This is a genomic window from Paraburkholderia sp. BR10954 (genome assembly GCF_040965775.1).
Classification (GTDB): Bacteria; Pseudomonadota; Gammaproteobacteria; order Burkholderiales; family Burkholderiaceae; genus Paraburkholderia; species Paraburkholderia youngii.
Window position 1 is genome coordinate 83,742 of the sequence record NZ_JBFRCK010000021.1, and the last position, 21,400, is coordinate 105,141.

The following is a 21,400-nucleotide window of genomic DNA, read 5'->3' on the forward strand; positions in this document are numbered from 1 at the left end:
GCGCACGCCCCTACATTCAAACCACTACCGAACATACCGTTCAGGAGCATCCAATGAGCATCCCGGCCGATCTGAAATACACCGAATCGCACGAGTGGGTCCGCACCGAAGCGGACGGCACGCTGACGGTCGGCATCACCGACCACGCGCAGGAAGCGCTCGGCGACATCGTCTTCTTCGAAGTCCAGGAACTCGGCAAGTCCGTGACCGCCGGCGACACCGTCGCCGTGATCGAATCGGTGAAGGCCGCTTCCGATATCTACGCGCCGGTTTCGGGCGAAGTCATCGAAGCGAACACGGCCGTCGGCGACTCGCCGGACACCGTCAACAGCACGCCGTACGACAGCTGGCTGTTCAAGATCAAGCCGGCCGCCGACGCGTCGCTCGAGCGTCTGCTCGACGCCGACGCGTACGCGAAGTCGATCGGCGCCTGAGTCACTGCCTGATTCACTTTTCGTTTTAACCGTCAGGCGCGGCGCTCGCACAACGGCGCGCGCCGCGCCGCCAGGAACACCCATGAAGCTCGAACACCCGGATCGTCTGATGAACCGCACTCCTCTCTCGCTCGCCGCGCTCGAAGTGCACGACGCCTTCGCCGAACGGCATATCGGCCCGGATACGGCCGACCAGCAAGCGATGCTCGAAGCACTCGGCTTCGCGTCGCGCGCGGCCTTGATCGACGCCGTCATTCCGAAGACGATCCGCCGCACCGAAGCGCTGCCGCTCGGCCCCTTCGCGCAACCGAAGAGCGAAGCCGAAGCGCTCGCCGCCTTGCGCGAGCTCGCGGACAAGAACCAGGTGTTCCGCTCCTACATCGGCCAGGGCTATTACAACGCCCATACGCCGACGGTGATCCTGCGCAACGTGCTGGAAAATCCGGCGTGGTACACCGCGTACACGCCGTACCAGCCTGAAATTTCCCAAGGCCGCCTGGAAGCGCTGCTGAACTTCCAGCAGATGGTCACCGACCTGACCGGCCTCGCGATCTCGAACGCATCGCTGCTCGACGAAGCGACCGCTGCAGCCGAAGCGATGACGCTGCTGCAACGCGTCGGCAAACCGAAGTCGAACGTGTTCTTCGTCGCCGACGACGTGCTGCCGCAAACCATCGAAGTCGTGAAGACGCGTGCGACGCCGGTCGGCATCGAAGTGAAGGTCGGCCCGGCCGCTGAAGCCGCCGACGCCAACGCGTTCGGCGTGCTGCTGCAATACCCGGGCGTGAACGGCGACGTGCGCGACTACCGCGCGCTGACCGAAGCGATCCACGCGGCGGGCGGCCATGTGGTCGTCGCCGCCGACCTGCTCGCGCTGACTCTGCTGACGCCGCCGGGCGAATGGGGCGCGGACGTCGCGGTCGGCAATACCCAGCGTTTCGGCGTGCCGGTCGGCTTCGGCGGCCCGCATGCCGCGTACCTCGCGGTGCGCGACGAATTCAAGCGGCAGATGCCGGGACGTCTGGTCGGCGTGACCGTCGACGCGCAAGGCAACCCCGCGCTGCGTCTCGCGCTGCAAACGCGCGAGCAGCACATCCGCCGCGAGAAGGCGACCTCGAACGTGTGTACCGCACAGGCGCTGCTCGCGATCATGGCGAGCATGTATGCGGTCTATCACGGCCCACGCGGCCTGAAGACGATCGCGCTGCGCGTGAACCGGGTCGCCGCGCTGCTCGCCGCAGGCGCGAAGCAGCTCGGCTATAAGCTCGTCAATGAAACGTTCTTCGACACGCTTACGTTCGACACCGGCGCACGCACTCAAGCGCTGCTCGACGCGGCCACGGCCAGGCGCATCAACCTGCGCCGCGTGAGTGCGACGCAAGTCGGTCTGTCGATCGACGAAACCACCACGCGCCACGATCTGGCCGACCTGCTCGCGGTGTTCGCGCAAGCGGCCTTCGCGAGCGACGTGCCGCAAGTCGACGCGCTCGACGCCGCGCTGAGCGCATCGAACACCGCGTCGGTGCCGGCCGCGCTCGAACGTACGAGCACGTACCTCACGCATCATGTGTTCAACCGCCATCATTCGGAAACGGAAATGCTGCGCTATCTGCGCAGCCTGTCGGACAAGGACCTCGCGCTCGATCGCTCGATGATCCCGCTCGGCTCGTGCACGATGAAGCTGAACGCGACCTCGGAAATGCTGCCGGTCACGTGGCCCGAGTTCGGCCAGATCCATCCGTTCGCACCGGCCGAACAGACCGTCGGTTATCGCGAGATGATCGATCAGCTCGAAGAGATGCTGGTCGCCGCAACCGGCTATGCGGCCGTGTCGCTGCAACCGAACGCGGGCTCGCAGGGCGAGTACGCGGGTCTGTTGATCATCCACGCATATCACGCGTCGCGCGGCGAAGCGCATCGCAACGTCTGTCTGATTCCCGCTTCGGCGCACGGCACGAACCCGGCGTCGGCGCAGATGGCCGGCATGCAGGTCGTGGTCGTCGCATGCGACGCGCAGGGCAACGTCCATATCGAGGATCTGAAGAAGAAGGCCGCGCAGCATGCCGATAAGCTCGCTGCGATCATGATCACGTACCCGTCGACGCACGGCGTGTTCGAGCAGAACGTCCGCGAAATTTGCGAGATCGTGCATGCGCACGGCGGCCAGGTGTACGTGGACGGCGCGAACATGAACGCGATGGTCGGCCTGTGCGCGCCGGGCCAGTTCGGCGGCGACGTCTCGCACCTGAACCTGCACAAGACCTTCTGCATTCCGCACGGCGGCGGCGGACCGGGCGTCGGTCCGGTCGCGGTCGGCGCGCACCTCGCGCAATTCCTGCCGAACCAGACTTCGTCGGGCTATCAGCGCGCGGAGAACGGCATCGGCGCGGTGTCGGGCGCGCCGTACGGCTCGGCGTCGATCCTGCCGATCTCGTGGATGTACATCGCGATGATGGGCGCGAAGAACCTGACGGCCGCGACCGAAACCGCGATCCTCAACGCGAACTACGTCGCGAACAAGCTCGCGCCGCACTATCCGGTGCTGTACTCGGGCCCCGGCGGTCTCGTCGCGCACGAGTGCATTCTCGATCTGCGTCCGATCAAGGACACGAGCGGCATCACCGTCGACGACGTCGCCAAGCGCCTCGCCGACTACGGCTTCCACGCGCCGACGATGAGCTTCCCGGTGCCGGGCACGCTGATGGTAGAGCCGACCGAATCGGAGTCGAAAGAAGAGCTCGATCGCTTCATCGAGGCGATGATCGCGATCCGCGAGGAAATCCGCGCGGTCGAGGAAGGCCGCTCGGACCGCGAGGACAATCCGCTGAAGCACGCGCCGCACACGGCGGCGGTCGTGATCGCCGACGACTGGAAGCATGCGTATGCGCGCGAGACCGCTGCGTATCCGCTGAACACGCTGATCGCGAACAAGTACTGGCCGCCGGTCGGTCGTGCGGACAACGTGTACGGCGATCGCAACCTGTTCTGCTCGTGCGTGCCGATCGCCGATTACGAGTAAGAGCGAGTCAAGGGAAGTCTCGCGCGGCGCTGCGAAGGTCCGTCAGCGTCCGCGCGCGATCCTGTTGTTGAAAGCCGCAACCGGCTAACATCACACACCGAATCAGCCTAACGAGGAGTTTCGCATGGCGCGAAAGGTGCGATTGATGCAAAGCCGGGACGAGGCGGCGGGTCTCCGTCCGTGGCGACCCGCTTACGCTGTGCTGCTGGCCGCTGCGGCCGTGCTGCTGCCGCTGCGCGAGGCGCAGGCCGCGATGAATTTCTGCGCGGCGCCGGCGCTGCAAACGAGCGAGCGCACCAATGCCGATCCCGGCGTCAAGGCGCTCGTCGCCAACGTGCAGGCGCATCTGAACGAGCAGCCCCATGCGCTCGCGAAACTGCACACCGAAGGCACGCTGCCGCACGAGGGCATCTACGATCAGAGCGTCCAAGCGCAGAAGGATCTCGACCTGCTGCGCGATGCCGCGCTCGCGTGGCGCGCGACCAGCGACGACCGCTTCCTGAAGCTCGTCGATCGTCTGCTGTATACATGGGTCACGACCTATCAGCCGAGCTTCAATCCGATCGACGAAACGGGTTTCGAAGGGCTGATTCTCGCCTACGACATGACAGCGAGCGCGCTGCCCGTCAAAACGCGCAATGCGGCGATGGCGTTTCTGACGAAGTTCGCCAACGGCTATATCGCACAGATCGACGCGCAGCCGCGGCCGCTCACCGGCACGTTCCGTAACAATTGGCAAAGCCACCGTATCAAGCTGATCGCGATGGCCGCGTTCACGCTCGACAATCGCAAGATGATCAACGCCGCGCAACGGCTGTTCGTCGAGCATATCGGCGACAACATCGCGCCGGACGGCTCGACGATCGACTTCGGCGAGCGCGATGCGCTGCACTACGTCACCTACGATCTGCAACCGCTGGTGACGGCCGCGCTCGCCGCGCGCCGCCACAACCGCAACTGGCTGCAGGAGAAGGGCGCGAACGGCGCGACGCTGCTCGCCGCGCTGAACTGGCTCGTGCCGTTTGCGATGGGCACCCAGACGCATGAGGAATTCGTGCATTCGAACGTCGCGTTCGATGCAAAACGTCGCGAGGCCGGCTTGCCCGGCTATTCGGGTCGGTGGGATCCGAAGAACGCGGCGGAACTGTTTCACCTGGCGGCGCGTCTCGATGGACGCTTTACGCCAGTCGCGCTGCAGCTCGCACCGACGCCGCCCGCGTGGCTCGCCGTGTGCTTGCCGCTGGCGGCGCGCTAAACTCTTATCTATAGGCAGGGAGCAGTACATGGCAGTCAGCGTTTTCGATCTCTTCAAAATCGGCATTGGTCCGTCGAGCTCGCATACGGTCGGGCCGATGCGCGCGGCGCTGATGTTCGTCCAGGGACTCGAGCGCGATGGGCTGCTCGATGCCACCGCAGCGGTGAAAGCGGAGCTGTACGGCTCGCTCGGCGCGACCGGCAAGGGGCACGGCACCGATCGCGGCGTGATGCTAGGCCTGATGGGCGATGCGCCCGACACCGTGAATCCCGACACGATCGCGCAACGGCTGGAAGCGGTGCGCACGTCGCGCAAACTCGCGCTGCTCGGCACGCACGAGGTGCCTTTCGTGCAGAAGGAGCAGATCGCGTTTTATCGCCAGGCGTTGCCCGAGCATCCGAACGGCCTGAAGCTGTTCGCGTTCGATGCGCAAGGCGCGACGCTGCGCGAGTCGACCTATCTGTCGGTCGGCGGCGGCTTCGTCGTGACGGCTGGCGCACCGAACACGAAGGTGTTGAGCGCCGTCGATCAGCTTCCGCACTCGTTTCGCACCGCCAACGAGTTGCTCGCGCTGTGCGCGTCGAGCAGCAAGAGCATCGCGCAGCTGATGTGGGAAAACGAACGTGTCTGGCATAGCGAGGAAGAAACGCGCGCGGGTCTGCTGAAGATCTGGGACGTGATGCAATCATGCGTCGCGCGCGGTTGCGGCATCAACAATCCCGACGCCGATGGTCACTTGCCCGGCCCCTTCCAGGTGAAGCGGCGCGCGCCGCAGCTGTATCGTGCGTTGACGGGCAACCCTGAGCGCGCGTTGCAGGACCCGCTGTCGATGGTCGACTGGATCAACCTGTACGCGATCGCCGTCAACGAAGAGAACGCCGCGGGCGGGCGCGTCGTCACCGCGCCGACCAACGGCGCGGCCGGCATCATTCCGGCGGTGCTGCATTACTACACGCGCTTCATGCCGGGTGCGAACGAGCAGGGCGTGATCGACTTCCTGATGACGGCCGCCGCGATCGGCATCCTGTACAAGCTGAACGCGTCGATCTCCGGCGCGGAGGTGGGCTGCCAGGGCGAAGTCGGCGTCGCTTGCTCGATGGCCGCGGGGGCGCTGGCCGCGGTGATGGGCGGCACGCCGAAGCAGGTCGAGAACGCCGCGGAAATCGGCATGGAGCACAACCTCGGGCTCACCTGCGATCCGGTTGGCGGCATGGTGCAGATTCCGTGCATCGAGCGCAATGCGATGGCATCGGTGAAGGCGGTCAATGCCGCGCGCATGGCGCTGCGCGGGGACGGCAGCCACTACGTGTCGCTCGATTCGGTGATCAAGACGATGCGTGAAACCGGCGCGGACATGAAGACCAAGTACAAAGAAACCTCGCGCGGCGGCCTCGCGGTGAATATCGTCGAGTGTTGAGTCGGTGAGCGCGGCATTCAATTGCATGCAATCGCATCGGAAAAGCGCGGGCTCTATGGCCCGCGTTTTTCATTTGGGCGACCGCGTTGCGCCCACGCCGATCGAACAGTTGCGCTGCGCCATGACAGCGCCCACGTGCTCGGCGTAAGCTGTCGAAGCACCCATCGGCCGCTGTTGCAGGTTCCGCCGATGCGGCTCCATCACAACGCACTCACGCACTGCCAGGAGGCTTCTTCGCAATGTCGCTGCCGAATGCTCCCGCTGCCAATTCCGCTTCCCATACCGCACGCACGACCGGCGCGCGCCTCGTCGTCGATGCGTTGCTCACGCACGGCGTCGAACGTGTGTTCTGCGTTCCCGGCGAAAGCTTTCTCGCCGTGCTCGATTCGCTGCACGACGAAACCGAGCGCATCCAGACGATCGTCTGTCGTCACGAAGCCGCGGCCGCGAACATGGCCGAAGCGGTCGGCAAGCTGACCGGCCGCCCGGGTGTCGCGCTGGTCACGCGCGGACCGGGCGCGACGCATGCGTCGATCGGCGTGCACACCGCGTTTCAGGACTCCACGCCGATGATCCTGCTGATCGGCCAGTGCGCGCGCGAACATCTCGATCGCGAGGCGTTCCAGGAGATCGACTACCGGCGCATGTTCGGTCAGATGGCGAAGTGGGTCGCGCAGATCGACGACCCTAAGCGTATCCCCGAATATCTGAGCCATGCGTTTCATACGGCCACCTCGGGACGGCCGGGGCCGGTCGTGCTGGCGCTGCCCGAAGACGTCTTGAGCGATGCCTGCGACGCGGTGCCTGTCGCGCCCGCTTATCACCGCGTGGCCGCATCGCCTTCAGCAGCGCAGATCGCGCGACTAAGCGAGTTGCTCGAAGGCGCGCAACGGCCGATGGTGATCGCCGGCGGCAGCGGCTGGACAGCGGCCGCATGCGCGGACCTGCGGCGCTTCATCGAAAACTGGCAGTTGCCGATCGGCCTCGCGTTCCGCTTCCAGGACACCTTCGACAACGAGCATCCGAACTATGCGGGCGACGTCGGTCTCGGCGTCAATCCCGCGCTCGCTCAGCGCATTCGCGACGCGGACCTGCTGCTCACGCTCGGTCCGCGCCTCGGCGAAGCGACGACCAACGGCTACACGCTGCTCGACATCCCGAAGACGAAACAGACGCTGGTGCACGTGCATCAGGGTGCGGAAGAACTGGGGCGCGTCTATGCGGCCGATCTGCCAATCGTCTCCGGCATGCCTGAACTCACGGCGATGCTGGCGGAACTGAAGCCGTCGACGTCCGGCAAGCTCGCCTGGGCGGGTGCCGCAGAAGAAGCGCATCGCGCGTATCTGGAATGGCGCAAGCCGCGTCCGACTCCCGGCGACGTGCAGATGGGGGAAGTGATCGAGCAATTGCGCGCGCATTTGCCCGAGGACGCGATCGTCACCAACGGCGCGGGCAATTACGCGACGTGGCTGCATCGACATTTCTCATATCGACACTTCCGTTCGCAGCTCGCACCGACGAGCGGCGCGATGGGCTACGGCGTGCCGGCGGCGCTCGCGGCAAAGTCGCTGTATCCGCAACGCGCGGTGGTCGCGCTCGCCGGCGATGGCTGCTTCATGATGGCCGCGCAGGAACTGGCAACAGCGATGCAGTATGACCTGCGCGTGCTGTTCATCGTCGTCAACAACAGCCATTTCGGCACGATTCGCATGCATCAGGAGCGGCACTATCCGCATCGCGTGCATGGCACCGGTCTCACGAATCCGGACTTCGCGGCATTTGCGCGGTCGTTCGGTGCGCATGGCGAGACCGTTGAACGTACCGCGGATTTTCTGCCGGCGTTGCAGCGCGCGATCGAATCGCAGCTGCCGGCCGTGATCGAGATTCGGATGCCGCAGGAAGCGAGCACGCCCGCGGCGACACTCGAGATGATTCGTGAGCAGGGGAGGAAGATGCGGGGGGAGTGAAAATCGCGCCGCCAATCAAAAAACCCCGCCGAAGCGGGGTTTTTTGTGGTCAACCGGGTTCAGCCCAAAAAATTACTTGCCGCCCACGCTTTGCAGCGTCGTCCACTTGCCATCGACGACCTTGTACAGCGTGATACCGCCGTTCTTCAGATCGCCGCGCTCGTCGTACGCGAGGTTGGCCGTCGTGACGGCCGGCTTCGAGGTCTTCGCGAGCACCGGCAGGTACTTGGCCGGATCGGTCGAGTTCGCGCTCTTCATCGCGTTGAACATCGCCATCGCGCCATCGAACGCGTACGGCGAGTACGTTTGCACGTCTTCGTTGAAGCGCGCCTTGTACTTTTCGACGTACGCCTTGCCGCCCGGCATTTCATCGAGCGGCAGGCCGGCGAGCGATGCCACCGTGCCGTTCGCCGCGTCGCCGGCGAGCTTGATGAAGGTCGGCGTGTGGACCATTTCGCCGCCCATCAGCGGCGCCTTCACGCCGAGCTGCTTCATCTGCTTGACCATCGGTGCCGCTTGCGAATCCGCGCCGCCGTAGTAGATCAGATCGGGGTTCGACGACTTCAGCTTGGTGAGGATCGACTTGAAGTCGACGGCCTTGTCGTTCGTGTATTCACGATCGACGATCGTCGCGCCGGCCGCCTTCGCTGCCTTCTCGAACTGATCCGCGAGGCCCTGGCCGTAAGCGGTGCGATCGTCGACGATCGCGATCTTCTTCATGCCGAGGTTCTTCACCGCGAACGTGCCAGCGACCGAGCCTTGCTGCGTGTCCGACGTCATCATGCGGAAGGTGGTCTTGAAGCCCTGCTGCGTGTATTCCGGCGCGGTCGCCATCGCGATCTGCGGAATGCCCGCGTTCGCATAGATGCGCGAGGCCGGAATCGTCGTGCCCGAGTTGAAGTGGCCGAGCATGCCCTTGATGCCGTCATCCACGAGCTTCTGCGCGACCGTCGTGCCGGTGCGCGGGTCGGCCTGGTCGTCGGCCGAGTCGAGCACGATGCGAACCGGCTTGCCGCCGATCACCGGCTTCGTCGCGTTGAACTCTTCGACCGCGAGCGTGATGCCGTTCTGGAAGTCCTTGCCGTAGTGCGCCTGTGCGCCCGTCATCGGACCAGCGAAGCCGATCTTCACGTCTTCCGTCGATTGAGCGTTGGCCGTCCCCGCCAGCGACATAGCGGCAACCAGAGCTGCGCCTGCCAGCTGTTTCATTTTGTGTTGCATAGCTTCTCCTTGATACCAGGTGTGGATGAAGCGGTGTCGGGGTCGCCGTGCCCGCTTCCTTTCTATTGAAGAAATCGCCGAGGTTCGCTCAACCGATCGTCATCAAATTCGCATTACCGCCTGCCGCCGCGGTATTCACGCTGACCGAGCGCTCGGTCAGCAGACGCTCGAGCGCGTAGTCCTCTTCGCCGCTCGCAAGCGCCCGGGCCGCGACGCCCTGCACCGACACGATCGGCCCCGCGCGCTTCGCGACCTCTTTCACGAGCGTGAGCAGCTCGTCGCTGTCGCCTTCGAACAGCACGGCGTCGAACGGTGCGTCGGCGCTCTTCTTCACGCTCGCATGCGCCTTCAGCGACGCCGGCAATTGCGAGACCAATTGTTCACCGGCCGCGCCTTCGAACAACGCACGATTTCCCGTAGCCAGCGCCGCCGCGAACTGCACGCGTGCGCCGCTCGCCGTCGATGCGATGCACAGCACCGTGCCGCGCGGGCCCAGCGTGTATGTATTGCGCTCGCCCGTCGGCCCCGACAGTACCGCGGTTGCGCCCGCCGGCACATGCGACAGATAGCCGTCACAACGCGCGGCAAGCTGCGGCTCGCGCTCGGCGATCAGCCAGTCGCGCAACGCGGTCAGCGCGGCCGCCGGATTGTCGCCCTTTTCTGCTGCCTGCGCCGCCTGCGGCACTTCGACCACCAGCGCCTTCGCGAGCGACTTCGGCAAACCAGCCGGACGGGTCGCGAGCAGACGCTGCAGATACAGCGCGCCGCCGGCCTTCGGCCCCGTACCGGACAGTCCTTCGCCGCCGAACGGCTGCACCCCGACCACCGCGCCGATCACGTTTCGGTTCACGTAGATGTTGCCCACGTGTGCGCGGCTGATCACGTGCGCGATCGTTTCGTCGATGCGCGTGTGAATGCCGAGCGTCAAACCGTAACCCGTCGCGCGAATCTGTTCGAGCAGCTTCTCGAGCTGGCTGCGGCGATAGCGCACCACGTGCAGCACCGGGCCGAACACTTCGCGCTTCAGCTCGTCGATGCTGTCGAGCTCGATCAGCGTCGGCGGCACGAACGTACCCTGCGTCGCGCCTTCCGGCAGCGGCAGTTGCTCGACCTTGCGGCCCTTGTCGCGCATCGCCGCGATGTGGGCGTCGATGCCGCGCTTGGCGTCGAGGTCGATCACCGGGCCGACATCGGTCGACAGCCGGTCCGGGTTGCCGAGCGCGAGCTCGCGCATCGCGCCCGTCAGCATTTCGAGTGTGCGGTCCGCAACATCGTCCTGCAGACATAGAACGCGCAACGCCGAACACCGTTGACCAGCCGAGTCGAAAGACGATTGCAGGACGTCGGCGACGACTTGCTCGGCGAGCGCCGACGAGTCGACGATCATCGCGTTCTGGCCGCCGGTTTCGGCGATCAGCGGGATCGGTTTGCCATCCGGATCGAGTCGGCCGGACAGCGTCTTGTTGATCAGACGCGCGACTTCGGTCGAACCGGTGAACATCACCGCCCGCGTGCGCGGATCGGCGACCAGCGCGGCGCCGACCGTCTCGCCATTACCCGGCAGCAGTTGCACCGCGCCCGCCGGCACGCCCGCTTCGCGCAGAATCCGCACAGCTTGAGCTGCGATCAGCGGCGTCTGCTCGGCCGGCTTCGCGAGCACCGTGTTGCCGGCTGCGAGCGCGGCGGCCACCTGGCCCATGAAAATCGCCAGCGGGAAATTCCACGGGCTGATACAGACGACCGGACCGAGCGGCCGATGCGTGTCGTTCGAAAACTCGTCGCGGATCTGCGCCGAGTAGTAGCGCAGGAAGTCGATCGCCTCGCGGATTTCCGCGACCGCGTTGGCGAGCGATTTGCCCGCCTCGCGCACCACGAGTCCCATCAGCGTGTGCATCTGCGCTTCGAGCAGATCGGCGGCACGCGCGAGGCAATCGGCGCGCGCCTCGACCGGCGTCGCCTGCCAGATCGGCGCGGCGGCCACCGCGTGGCCGAGCGCGGCGCTCACGTGCTCCGGCGTCGCTTCGACGACGGTGCCGACGAGATCACGATGGTCGGCCGGGTTGCGCACGTCACGTCCGGCGCCGGCGGCGATCTCGTTGTCTTCGAGCATCGGCGCGGCGCGCCACGGATGATGCGCGCTCGCGAGCAGCGCCGATGACAGCGACGCGAGCCGATGCTCGTTCGATAGATCCAGACCCATCGAATTGAGCCGCTCGGCGCCGTACAGATTGCGCGGTAGCGGAATGCGCGCGTGCGGCGCGCCGAGCGGCGCGATCTTCGACGCTTCCTCGACCGGATCGGCGACCAGGTCCTTGATCGCGACGGATTCGTCGGCGATGCGATTCACGAACGACGTGTTCGCGCCGTTTTCGAGCAGCCGGCGCACGAGGTACGCGAGCAGCGTCTCATGCGTGCCGACCGGCGCGTACACGCGGCACGGGCGGTTCAGTTTGTCGCGGCCGGTGACTTCTTCGTACAGCGGCTCGCCCATACCGTGCAGGCACTGGAACTCATACTGGCCGGGGTAGTAGTTGTTGCCGGCGAGGTGATAGATCGCCGACAGCGTGTGCGCGTTGTGCGTCGCGAACTGCGGATACACGGCATCGGGCGCGCTGAGCAGTTTCTTTGCGCAGGCTAGGTACGACACGTCGGTATAGACCTTGCGCGTGTAGACCGGATAGCCCTCGAGGCCATCGACCTGCGCGCGCTTGATTTCCGTATCCCAGTACGCGCCCTTCACGAGCCGCACCATGATGCGGTGACGGCTGCGACGCGCCAGATCGACGATGTAGTCGATCACGAACGGGCAGCGCTTCTGATACGCCTGCACGACGAAGCCGATCCCGTTCCAGCCTTGCAGCTCCGGATCGAAGCACAGCGCTTCGAGCAGATCCAGCGACAGTTCGAGGCGGTCGGCTTCTTCGGCGTCGATATTGAGGCCGATGTCGTAGCGGCGCGCAAGGATCGCGAGCGAACGCACGCGCGGCAGCAGCTCGCTCATCGTGCGTTCCTGCTGCGCGCGCGAGTAGCGCGGATGCAGCGCCGACAGCTTGATCGAAATGCCCGGGCCTTCGTAGATGCCGCGGCCGCCCGCGGCCTTGCCGATCGCGTGGATCGCCTGTTCGTACGAGGCGTAGTAGCGCTGCGCGTCGGCCTCGGTGGTGGCCGCTTCGCCGAGCATGTCGTACGAATAGCGGAAACCGCGCGCCTCGTACTTGCGGCTGTTCGCGAGCGCTTCGGAAATGTTCTCGCCGGTGACGAACTGCTCGCCCATCAGGCGCATCGCCATGTCGACGCCCTTGCGGATCAGCGGCTCGCCACCCTTGCCGATCAGCCGCGTAAGCGCCGACGACAGGCTCGTCTCGCTATTGGTCGTCACCAGCTTGCCGGTGATCATCAGACCCCAGGTCGCCGCGTTGACGAACAGTGACGGCGCCTGGCCGACGTGCGATTTCCAGTCACCCTTGCTGATCTTGTCGCGGATCAGCGCGTCGCGGGTCGCGCGATCGGGAATGCGCAGCAGCGCCTCGGCGAGGCACATCAGCGCGACGCCTTCCTGGCTCGACAGCGAAAATTCGTGAATCAGCCCTTCGACGCCCCCGCCCTTGCTCTTCGTGCGCAGCGTTTCGACGAGCTTGCCGGCCATCGCCTGCACGTCGCCCGCGAGGTTGGCCGGCAGACGCGCCTGGCCGAGCAGGAACGGCACGCATTCGGGTTCAGGGCGGCGATACGCGGCGGTGATCGCCGCGCGCAGCACCGACTGCGGCTGCACGTTCTGCGCGAAATCGAGGAACGGATGCGACGCGCCATCTTCCTCGTTCTCGACCGCCGCGCCGTCGGCGAGATCGGCCGTGCCGGTTGCGCCCGACAGTTCGGCCGGCAACTGGCCGTGCTCGATCTTTTCGAGGTAGGCGAAAATCGCCTGCTTGATCAACCAGTGCGGGGTGCGCTCTAGGCGGGTGGCGGCATCTTTGAGCCGGGAACGCAGGAGGTCGTCGACCTTGACGCCAAGGGTGGTGCTAGCCATGTTTCCTTCTTTGATACCGGGCGTGAGCCTGGCGAAAGACTAAAAGTTGGGCGAATCGTACGCCTACAAATAAAAAGGTGCAACCAATTCGACAGGTTGGTTGCACCATGCCGCGAGCCTTGTGGGACGGGGCTTTCCGGGCGGTGAGCGCGAGTCGGAGCGTGGTGTTTTCGATCGGTACTTTCCCTGGCGTGATTCTTTTTGAAATAAGCCTTATCAAACGACTTCGCGCGCCGATATACAGAAGCATGACGATGGACGGCCCGAAACGTCGGTTTCAGGGCACGCAGAAAAGATAAACGGGGTTCCCGAGGGTTGGTGTGATGGAAAAGTGGCTGGTAATACTGGGCATCTGGATGATGTGCGCGGCTTGTGCGGTGTTTTTCATTCGAGGCGCGACCAGGAGCTCGAATCCGCGCGAAGACGAGCGCAAACAGGCAAGCGCGGCCTCGCGTGGATCGGCGGGCGATACGCGAAGCGCGCTGAATGACTGAGATCGGGGGAAGCCCGCGCGACGGCTCATGAAGCCGGACGCGCGCGGATGTGGGAACGTGCAGCTGGATTGGTGCGCGGAGCTTGGCGCCTGAAGATCGCGCTTACGGGTCAGCGCGGCCCGAGCGACGGCGCAACGGGCTCGAACTGCGCACAGACATCGCCGGGGGAAACCAGCTGGTCGTGCAGACGACACAGCCTGCTATCGGCGACGCTCGCGCCGAACCCCGAACTAAACGCGACAAGCCCTGGAATACGCTGCTCGAGCGCGTCCCGTTCACTCGCGCGATGCCGGCATCCGGCGCAGCACCGCGTGTCCGCCGCGCCACGATCCTTGGAAACCTTCACGGGCATTATCCGAGGCTGTTCCAGTACGACGCGAACACGTGCGCGGACAGCGCATAGCCGATCGCGATATTGACCACCACGCCCGCCGTGAACGCGAGGAACGGCTTCAGACCGGTCGCCGCAAGCGAGCGGAAGCGCGTCGTCAGACCGATGCTCAGGAAGCAGAAGGTGAACGCCCACGTGCGCAGCACCGTGATCGGCGCGACGAACTCCGGCGTGACGACCTTGCGGTAGTCGGCAAGCGAATAATGGCTTGCGATCCACGTGACCAACGCCGACGCGATCACGAAGCCGATCACGAACTTCGGGAAACGCGCCCAGATCTCTCCGGCATTCGCGCGCGCGGTGACGCCGCTGTCCTGCGCTTCCCAGCGCGTCGTCGCGACGATTGCGAGCACGAACGCCCAAATGCCGATCCAGATGTCGCGGCCGACCACCTTCATCAGCGTGAACGCCTGCAACGACGCTTCCGGCGCGCCGGCGATCGCGCCGCCGGCGTGCCGCGCGAAATCGCCGTAGGCCTGGGCCGCGGCGATGCCTGCGGCGTCGGCGAATTCGGAGGTGCCGATCCAGGCGCCGGCGACGGCCGTCGACAGGCCGAGCGAGCGCGACACGAACGGCAGCACGAAGATCATCACGATCGCCCACAGCACGACCAGCGTGATCGCGACCGACGCCTGCTCGCGCTTCGCCCGTACCGCGCCGGCAATCGCGATCGCCGCCGACACGCCGCACACTGCGCCGCCGACACCGAGCACGGCGGCAAAGCGCCGATCGAGCCCGAACGCGCGCGCGACGAAGAAGATCACGAAGAACGTCACCAACGACACGATGCTCGCCTGCACGACCGCAACCGGCCCGGCCCACACGAGCAACGTGAACGGCAGCGTCGCGCCGAGCAGCACGATACCGACCTTGATGTAAAACTCGACGCGCAACCCCGCCCCGAGCCACTGCGGCAGCGTGAACAGGTTCGACACGAGCAGCCCGAGCGCGAGCGCAACCAGCGGCGGCTCGAGGTTGTACTTCGACGCGTCGACCCACGCGCCGAGCGTCAGGATCAGCGCGGAAGCGACGAATACGACGACGAACGCCGCGAGAAACGCGCCGACGCGCTGCCTGAGCAGAGCGACGCTCGCTCCGAACAGCACCGCGAATGTCGCGAACAGCGCGAGGTAGTTGGGCAAATGTTTGCCGATGTCCTGCGCGGCCTGCGCGACGCTCGACCATTTGGCCGGCGCGACCGCGAGCCACCTGATGCTGCTGCCCGACGCGAACAGCGCCCACGCAATCACGATCACGAGCAGGCCGACGCCAGCGGCGAGCCAGTCTTCGGTCAGCGAAAAGCCGCTGCCTCGTGCGGTTTGCGCGTCTTGTGCACCTTGCCGATGACCCGGTGCGGTGCCCGCCGGTGCTGGATGATGGGTGTCGCTCATTGCAGATGCCCCGAGAAAGTTGAGTGGCATCGGCGCGAAATTATTGTCGTTTAGCCGCAAAATGCGCCGATTTGGCGAATATAGGCGAGCGCTATCGCAAAGCGAAACGATCATTCGCTCTATGGATATGACTCAAAGAAGTAAGGCCGGCGTCACCTGGGCCGTGACGTCAGATGTCGAGCGGATCGACTTCGAGATTCCAGCGCAGCACGCCCTTGAGCGCGCGCAACAGCGGCTGCCATGCACGCAACGTGGCCTGCAGCGCGGCGCGCGACGCGCTTTCGATCAGCAGCTGCGCGCGATGAACGTGCATCACCTTGACGATCGTGAGCGGCACCGCGTCGTATACGGTGACACGCTCGGCGGCCGGAATCTGCGCAAGCTCGGCGGCGGCCTGCTGCAGGAACGCGAGCGCCGCTTCGAGCGTGCGGCCTTCGGCTCGCAGCAGCGCCTGATAGACGAACGGCGGCAGGTGCGCGTCGCGTCGCTCCGCGAGCGTCGAGTTGGCGAAGCCGACGTAGTCGTGACGGCCCAGCGCGTGATACAGCGCGTGCCGCGGATAGCGCGTTTGCACCAGCACTTCGCCCGGCAAACCGGCGCGGCCCGCGCGGCCGCTCACCTGCATCAGCTGTGCGAACAGGCGCTCGCTCGCGCGGAAATCATGCGAAAACAGCGCGGTATCGGCATTCAGCACGCCTACCAGCGACACGCGCTGGAAATCGTGCCCTTTCGCGATCATCTGTGTACCGACCAGAATATCGACCTCGCCCGCGTGCACGTCGGAGAACAACGCCTGCGCGCTGCCTTTGCGGCGCGTGCTATCGGCATCGATACGCAGCACGCGGGCGCCCGGAACCGCGCTGGCGAGCGTTTCCTCGACGCGCTGCGTGCCGCGCCCGAGCGGTGCGATGTCGACGTTGCCGCACTCCGGGCACGAACGCGGAATACGAGACTCCCAGCCGCAGTGATGGCAGCGCAGCGCGCGCTCGGGCTTGTGCAGCACGACGTAGGCGCTGCAGCGCGGACAACCGGCCACCCAGCCGCACGCGTCGCAGGCGAGTTGCGGCGCGTAGCCACGTCGGTTCAGGAACACGAGGCTCTGCTCGCCGCGTTCGAGCCGCGCCTTCATCGCGGCGATCAACGGACCCGACAAGCCTTCGATCGACGCCCGCCCGCGGCGGCGCTCGTCTTCGAGATCGATCAGGCGTACGGCCGGCAGCGCGGCGTCGGCGACGGCCCGGCGCGACAGCGTGAGCCGCTTGGAGCGGCCCTGATCGGCCTGCCACCAGCTCTCGAGCGATGGCGTCGCCGAGCCGAGCACGACCGGCACACCGAGCTGTTTCGCCCGATAAATCGCGAGATCGCGCGCCGAATAGCGCAAGCCCTCCTGCTGCTTGTAGGCCGGATCGTGCTCTTCGTCGACAACGATGATCGCCAGCCGCGGCAGCGACGCGAGTACCGCGAGCCGTGTGCCGAGCACGATGCGCGCGCGGCCGGTGTGGGCGGCGAACCAGTTGCGGGCGCGCTCGCCTTCGGCGAGGCCGCTGTGCAGCGTGACGATCGCGCCGGCGTCAAAGGCGGCGAAGCGGGCACGGAACGCCGCCTCGAACTGCGGCGTCAGGTTGATTTCCGGCACCAGCACGAGCGCTTGCGCATCGGGCCTGGCGGCCAGGATCGCGGCGAGTGCGCGCAGGTACACCTCGGTTTTGCCGCTGCCCGTCACGCCGTGCAGCAGGAACGGCGCGAAGCCGTCGGCGGCGCGGATAGCTTCGACAGCACTCGCCTGCTCGTCGGTGAGGGTCGGCAGGACCGGCGCGGGCGCGTCCTGCAGCGAAGCGGCGGCGGGCACCGCGGCGGCGTCGATCACGTCGAGCGTCACCCAGCCAGCGGCCTGCCATGTGTCGAGTGTCGCCAGCGCTTTCGGATGCAGCGCGCGGGCGTCGGCGGCGAGCAGGAAGTCGGCTTGCGCGAGTGCCTGCGCGAGCCCTCGGAGGGCCGTCGCGCGGACCGGCAACGCGTCAGGCAATGCCGTGCGACCCTCCGGCGTCAACCGATAGCGCTCTTCCGGCGCGAACAGCCGCGACCAGCGGGACGCGTCGCGCAGCGCCTGCGGCAGCGCGGGCAGCGCCACTTCGCCGAGACTGCGTTGATAGTAGTCCGCGGCGAACCCGGCGAGCGCGAGCCAATGCGCCGACACCGGCGGACACGACGCGCAGACCTTATCCACATCCCGCAGGCGTTCGGCGGGCACCTCGCTGTGAGCGGCCACCTCGCAGATCAGCCCCACCACGTGCCGTTTGCCGAAGGGAACGCTGACGAGCGCGCCCACGACAGCCGCCTTGGATGTGCCGCAGCGGTAGTCGAACAAGGTCGGCAGCGGATGATCGAGCGCGACGCGGACGAACACTTCGTTCACTCGGCGAGGCGCTGAGGACGAGCCGGCACGAGGCCAAATCGCGGCGCGCGGTGGCTCGCGCGGTAGGCGATACCGTCGAAGTTAAAGTAAAACCTTAATTTCACCGCTAAGTTTTGGATTCGGCTGAACAATTCCGCTCGGCGCGTGGCCCTGTGGATAACTTTGTTGAGAACTTCGCTTCGACGGGCCGCAAATGGCGTAGCGACGGCCTTGTGTGGGATTCCGCACATTTCGTCCCGCTCGCCGCAAAGCCTTGCCCGACAAGGCTCAGATCAAATGCGCCGGCTATGTGCAAGGGTCCGGCCGCGATTAAAGCCTCTACTGCGCCGCAGCGTGCGAAGTGTGCATAAGTCAACTCTTGACTTTCGTAAGACCACCATCTGACGGCCTCTTCGAGGAACTGCGGTCCTTAGGCCCAGAGCCCAATTCGCTGCAACGCAACACGAAACGGTAACGATTACAGTCTCACGAAGGTGTGTGTGCACCACTACGGATCGCGCGGCTGTGACGATGCACTTCGTCGACCAGCTCGGCAACATGCTCTGGCGGCGTGAACTGCGAAATGCCATGACCCAGGTTGAAAACGTGGCCGGGATGATTGCCGAAGCTGTCGAGCACCGCGCGCGCTTCCATGCGGATAGCGGCGGGTGGTGCAAACAGCACCGACGGATCGATGTTGCCCTGAAGCGCCACCTTGTTACCGACACGCTCGCGCGCCTTACCGAGATTCACGGTCCAGTCGAGGCCCACCGCGTCGACACCGCTCGCGGCGATATCGTCGAGCCACAGGCCACCGCCCTTCGTGAAGGCGATCACGGGCACTTTTTCGCCGTCGTGCTCGCGCTTCAGCTGACTGACCACCTGCTCGATGTAGCGCAGCGAAAAGCGCTGATAGATGCCATCGGCGAGCGCTCCGCCCCATGTGTCGAAAATCATCACTGCTTGCGCGCCGGCTTCGATTTGCGCGTTCAGATACGCCGCGACCGAGCGCGCGTTGATCTCGAGAATCCGCTGCAGCAAATCGGGACGCGCGTACAGCATCGATTTGATCGTGCGAAAGTCCGCCGAGCCCCCGCCTTCTACCATGTAGCACGCGAGCGTCCACGGACTGCCCGAGAAGCCGATCAAAGGCACCCGCTGGCGGCCTTGCGCGTCCTTTAGCGCCGAGCGGATTTCACGCACGGCGTCGGTCACGTAGCGCAGTGTCGCGTCGATGTCCGGCACCGCGAGGCGCGCGACGTCGTCTTCGGTGCGCACCGGACGGGCAAATTTCGGCCCCTCGCCGTTGACGAAATCGAGGCCGAGGCCCATCGCGTCAGGCACGGTCAGGATGTCGGAGAACAGGATCGCGGCGTCGAGCGGATACCGATCGAGCGGCTGCAGCGTGACTTCCGTCGCGAAAGCCGGATTCTTCGCGAGACCGAGGAAACTGCCCGCGCGGCCGCGCGTGGCGTTGTATTCCGGCAGATAGCGGCCAGCTTGCCGCATCAGCCAGATCGGCGTGTAGTCGGTGGGCTGGCGCAGCAGCGCGCGCAGGAAAGTGTCGTTCAGGAGTTGATGGGCCACGTTGCGTGCGACTGGAGGGCTGAGGGCAAAAGAGCATTTTACCGGAGGCGGCCGCGGTCATCGCGCATCGCGGGGTAATCGACGTTGCGACTGCGCGTCGTGGGAAGCGGGCGAAGTGCAGCTCGGGCCTACCTCCGCCAGCTGCCGGCCGCCACTGCGTGTACGGCTTCGGGTCGCTGTCTTCTGCTGCCCCGGTCACCCTGGCTGAACGGCCAATGTTCAAGCCCGCGCTGCCAAGCTACTATCCGACAGCTTTACCGATGAATTACACACTACACACCACTAGGAGACTCGATGAAGAAGGCAGCACTCGCAATGCTCGGCGCGCTCGCCGGCGTCCTCATGCATGTCGGCGTGGCCAACGCCCAAAGCGCCGCGGCCGCGCCGTCCCGGCTCGACGACATCATCAGCCGCGGCACGATACGCGCCTGCACTACCGGCGACTACAAGCCGTACTCGTTCTACAAAGGCGATGGCCAGTTCGAGGGCATCGATATCGACATGGCTGAGTCGCTCGCGAAGTCGCTCGGCGTGAAGGTCGAGTTCGTCAAGACGTCATGGTCGAATCTGATGAACGACTTCGTCGCGAAGTGCGACATCGGCATCGGCGGTGTGTCGCCGACGCTCGAGCGCCAGAAGCATGCGTTCTTCACTCAGGCTTACATGATCGACGGCAAGACGCCGATCGTCCGTTGCGACGACGTAAACAAATATCAGACGGTCGCGCAGATCGATCAACCGTCCACGCGAGTGATCGTCAACCCGGGTGGCACCAACGAGAAGTTCGCGAAGCAATACTTCACGCACGCAAACGTGACCGTTTATCCGGACAACGTGACGATCTTCAAACAGATTCTCGCGGGCAAGGCGGACGTGATGGTGACGGATGCGTCGGAGACCTTGCTACAGCAGAAGCTCAATCCCGGCCTATGCTCTGTGCATCCGGACAAGCCGTTTCAGTACGGCGAGAAGGCATGGCTGCTGCCGCGCGGCGACGTCGCGTTCCAGCAATACGTCGATCAGTGGCTGCACCTCGCCCGAGCGACCGGCGAGTATCAGGCTATTTCGGACAAGTGGTTGAAGTAAGACGACCGTGTGCGTGCCGGGCCGTCAGCCTGCTAAATAATTGCGGCATGGGCGGTTTGCGCAGGCCTGAAGGCGTCGCATCGGCGAGGATGTAACGAAGGGCGATGTCTTCGAGCTGTAATACCTGCCGGATCAGCTCTATAAGGAAGACATGCGCCTCTATTTAATCAGTGGCGCAAGGGGCTTCGTGTCGTTGCGTTGCAGCGCAGATTTTCGCCGGTTTGCGAATATTTCGGGGCATAGTCGCAGTGCTTATTCGCAGGAAGTTCGTCGCTCGAAAGCTGCAAATGCAACCATTTCACGCTGATGAATGACCGAATTTATACTGTGATGTGCGTCATGACTGGCATCAATCATGCTGCGTGAACTGCGTCGCAGTCATCGGTAAAAATTACGTTTCACACGCTTTTGTTTTGGCAATAAATCCCGCAACGCCTTATCTGGCGGGCGTTACAACCTGAAACACTTTGTTACCGCCTTCGTAGGTTAATTCGCCCACAATGCCCTCAACGGTTTCAACACGGATGTGGCTGTGTGCGTGGTGTGAGCGGATACGATGCACTTGCCGGTCGGCGGTTGCCGAAGCCCTGTGAAGGGGCATCCCTGCTGGGGCCGTGATCGACGCAGGGTCGTCGGCATAACCGTCCCATCATTGGTCTCCTCGCGCTAACCCCGTAGCGTGTGGTTTTTAGCGGGCTCCAGGCCCGCTTTTTTTT

11 protein-coding genes are annotated in these 21,400 nt (G+C 65.1%); 6 read left to right on the forward strand and 5 right to left on the reverse strand.

Annotated elements, in window-relative coordinates; genetic code table 11:
- Positions 1 to 53 precede the first annotated feature (53 nt).
- From gcvH to AB4Y34_RS25925, 5 genes are all read left to right on the forward strand, one after another.
- A complete protein-coding gene (gene gcvH / locus AB4Y34_RS25905) occupies positions 54 to 434 on the forward strand; it encodes a glycine cleavage system protein GcvH (protein WP_013090937.1) in 381 nt (126 codons plus the stop codon).
- An 82-nt stretch (positions 435 to 516) separates the two neighbouring features.
- Positions 517 to 3,453 carry an aminomethyl-transferring glycine dehydrogenase gene (gene gcvP / locus AB4Y34_RS25910; protein WP_368717638.1) on the forward strand — a complete coding sequence of 979 codons (2,937 nt, stop codon included), beginning with the start codon at positions 517 to 519 and terminating at the stop codon, positions 3,451 to 3,453.
- A gap of 124 nt (positions 3,454 to 3,577) precedes the next feature.
- Entirely contained in the window at positions 3,578 to 4,708 is a 1,131-nt protein-coding gene (locus AB4Y34_RS25915; RefSeq protein WP_176380031.1) for an alginate lyase family protein, read from the forward strand.
- A 28-nt stretch (positions 4,709 to 4,736) separates the two neighbouring features.
- Positions 4,737 to 6,125 (forward strand): L-serine ammonia-lyase, encoded by a 1,389-nt coding sequence (locus AB4Y34_RS25920; protein ID WP_368717639.1) that lies wholly within the window; start codon positions 4,737 to 4,739, stop codon positions 6,123 to 6,125.
- A 239-nt stretch (positions 6,126 to 6,364) separates the two neighbouring features.
- Complete coding sequence (locus AB4Y34_RS25925; protein ID WP_368717640.1) at positions 6,365 to 8,092, forward strand: thiamine pyrophosphate-binding protein; 1,728 nt, start codon at positions 6,365 to 6,367, stop codon at positions 8,090 to 8,092.
- 72 nt (positions 8,093 to 8,164) lie between these two features.
- On the opposite strand, the gene AB4Y34_RS25930 is transcribed toward AB4Y34_RS25925, so the two are convergent.
- From AB4Y34_RS25930 to hemE, 5 genes are all read right to left on the reverse strand, one after another.
- Positions 8,165 to 9,313 carry a branched-chain amino acid ABC transporter substrate-binding protein gene (locus AB4Y34_RS25930; RefSeq protein WP_176109940.1) on the reverse strand — a complete coding sequence of 383 codons (1,149 nt, stop codon included), beginning with the start codon at positions 9,311 to 9,313 and terminating at the stop codon, positions 8,165 to 8,167.
- Between the two features lie 88 nt (positions 9,314 to 9,401).
- The gene (gene putA, locus AB4Y34_RS25935; protein ID WP_368717641.1) at positions 9,402 to 13,340 is read right to left on the reverse strand and encodes a trifunctional transcriptional regulator/proline dehydrogenase/L-glutamate gamma-semialdehyde dehydrogenase; all 3,939 of its coding nucleotides are present in this window, start codon (positions 13,338 to 13,340) and stop codon (positions 9,402 to 9,404) included.
- A gap of 845 nt (positions 13,341 to 14,185) precedes the next feature.
- Positions 14,186 to 15,616, reverse strand: a complete 1,431-nt coding sequence (locus tag AB4Y34_RS25940) for a YeiH family protein (protein ID WP_176380026.1) — start codon at positions 15,614 to 15,616, stop codon at positions 14,186 to 14,188.
- A 169-nt stretch (positions 15,617 to 15,785) separates the two neighbouring features.
- Complete coding sequence (locus AB4Y34_RS25945) at positions 15,786 to 18,032, reverse strand: primosomal protein N' (RefSeq protein WP_368717642.1); 2,247 nt, start codon at positions 18,030 to 18,032, stop codon at positions 15,786 to 15,788.
- Positions 18,033 to 18,497: 465 nt separating this feature from the next.
- Complete coding sequence (gene hemE / locus AB4Y34_RS25950) at positions 18,498 to 19,598, reverse strand: uroporphyrinogen decarboxylase (RefSeq protein ID WP_176380024.1); 1,101 nt, start codon at positions 19,596 to 19,598, stop codon at positions 18,498 to 18,500.
- Positions 19,599 to 19,892: 294 nt separating this feature from the next.
- On the opposite strand from hemE, the gene AB4Y34_RS25955 reads away from it, so the two are divergent.
- Positions 19,893 to 20,684: a transporter substrate-binding domain-containing protein gene (locus tag AB4Y34_RS25955; RefSeq protein ID WP_176380023.1), complete on the forward strand. Its 792-nt coding sequence runs from the start codon at positions 19,893 to 19,895 to the stop codon at positions 20,682 to 20,684.
- Positions 20,685 to 21,400 lie beyond the last annotated feature (716 nt).

Excerpts from the sequence above, each read along its gene's own strand:
- AB4Y34_RS25920 (WP_368717639.1), top strand. The coding sequence starts at position 4,737 with ATGGCAGTCAGCGTTTTCGATCTCTTCAAAATCGGCATTGGTCCGTCG.
- gcvP (WP_368717638.1), top strand. The coding sequence starts at position 517 with ATGAAGCTCGAACACCCGGATCGTCTGATGAACCGCACTCCTCTCTCG.
- AB4Y34_RS25930 (WP_176109940.1), bottom strand. The coding sequence starts at position 9,313 with ATGCAACACAAAATGAAACAGCTGGCAGGCGCAGCTCTGGTTGCCGCT.
- AB4Y34_RS25925 (WP_368717640.1), top strand. The coding sequence starts at position 6,365 with ATGTCGCTGCCGAATGCTCCCGCTGCCAATTCCGCTTCCCATACCGCA.
- AB4Y34_RS25940 (WP_176380026.1), bottom strand. The coding sequence starts at position 15,616 with ATGAGCGACACCCATCATCCAGCACCGGCGGGCACCGCACCGGGTCAT.
- gcvH (WP_013090937.1), top strand. The coding sequence starts at position 54 with ATGAGCATCCCGGCCGATCTGAAATACACCGAATCGCACGAGTGGGTC.
- AB4Y34_RS25955 (WP_176380023.1), top strand. The coding sequence starts at position 19,893 with ATGAAGAAGGCAGCACTCGCAATGCTCGGCGCGCTCGCCGGCGTCCTC.
- putA (WP_368717641.1), bottom strand. The coding sequence starts at position 13,340 with ATGGCTAGCACCACCCTTGGCGTCAAGGTCGACGACCTCCTGCGTTCC.
- AB4Y34_RS25915 (WP_176380031.1), top strand. The coding sequence starts at position 3,578 with ATGGCGCGAAAGGTGCGATTGATGCAAAGCCGGGACGAGGCGGCGGGT.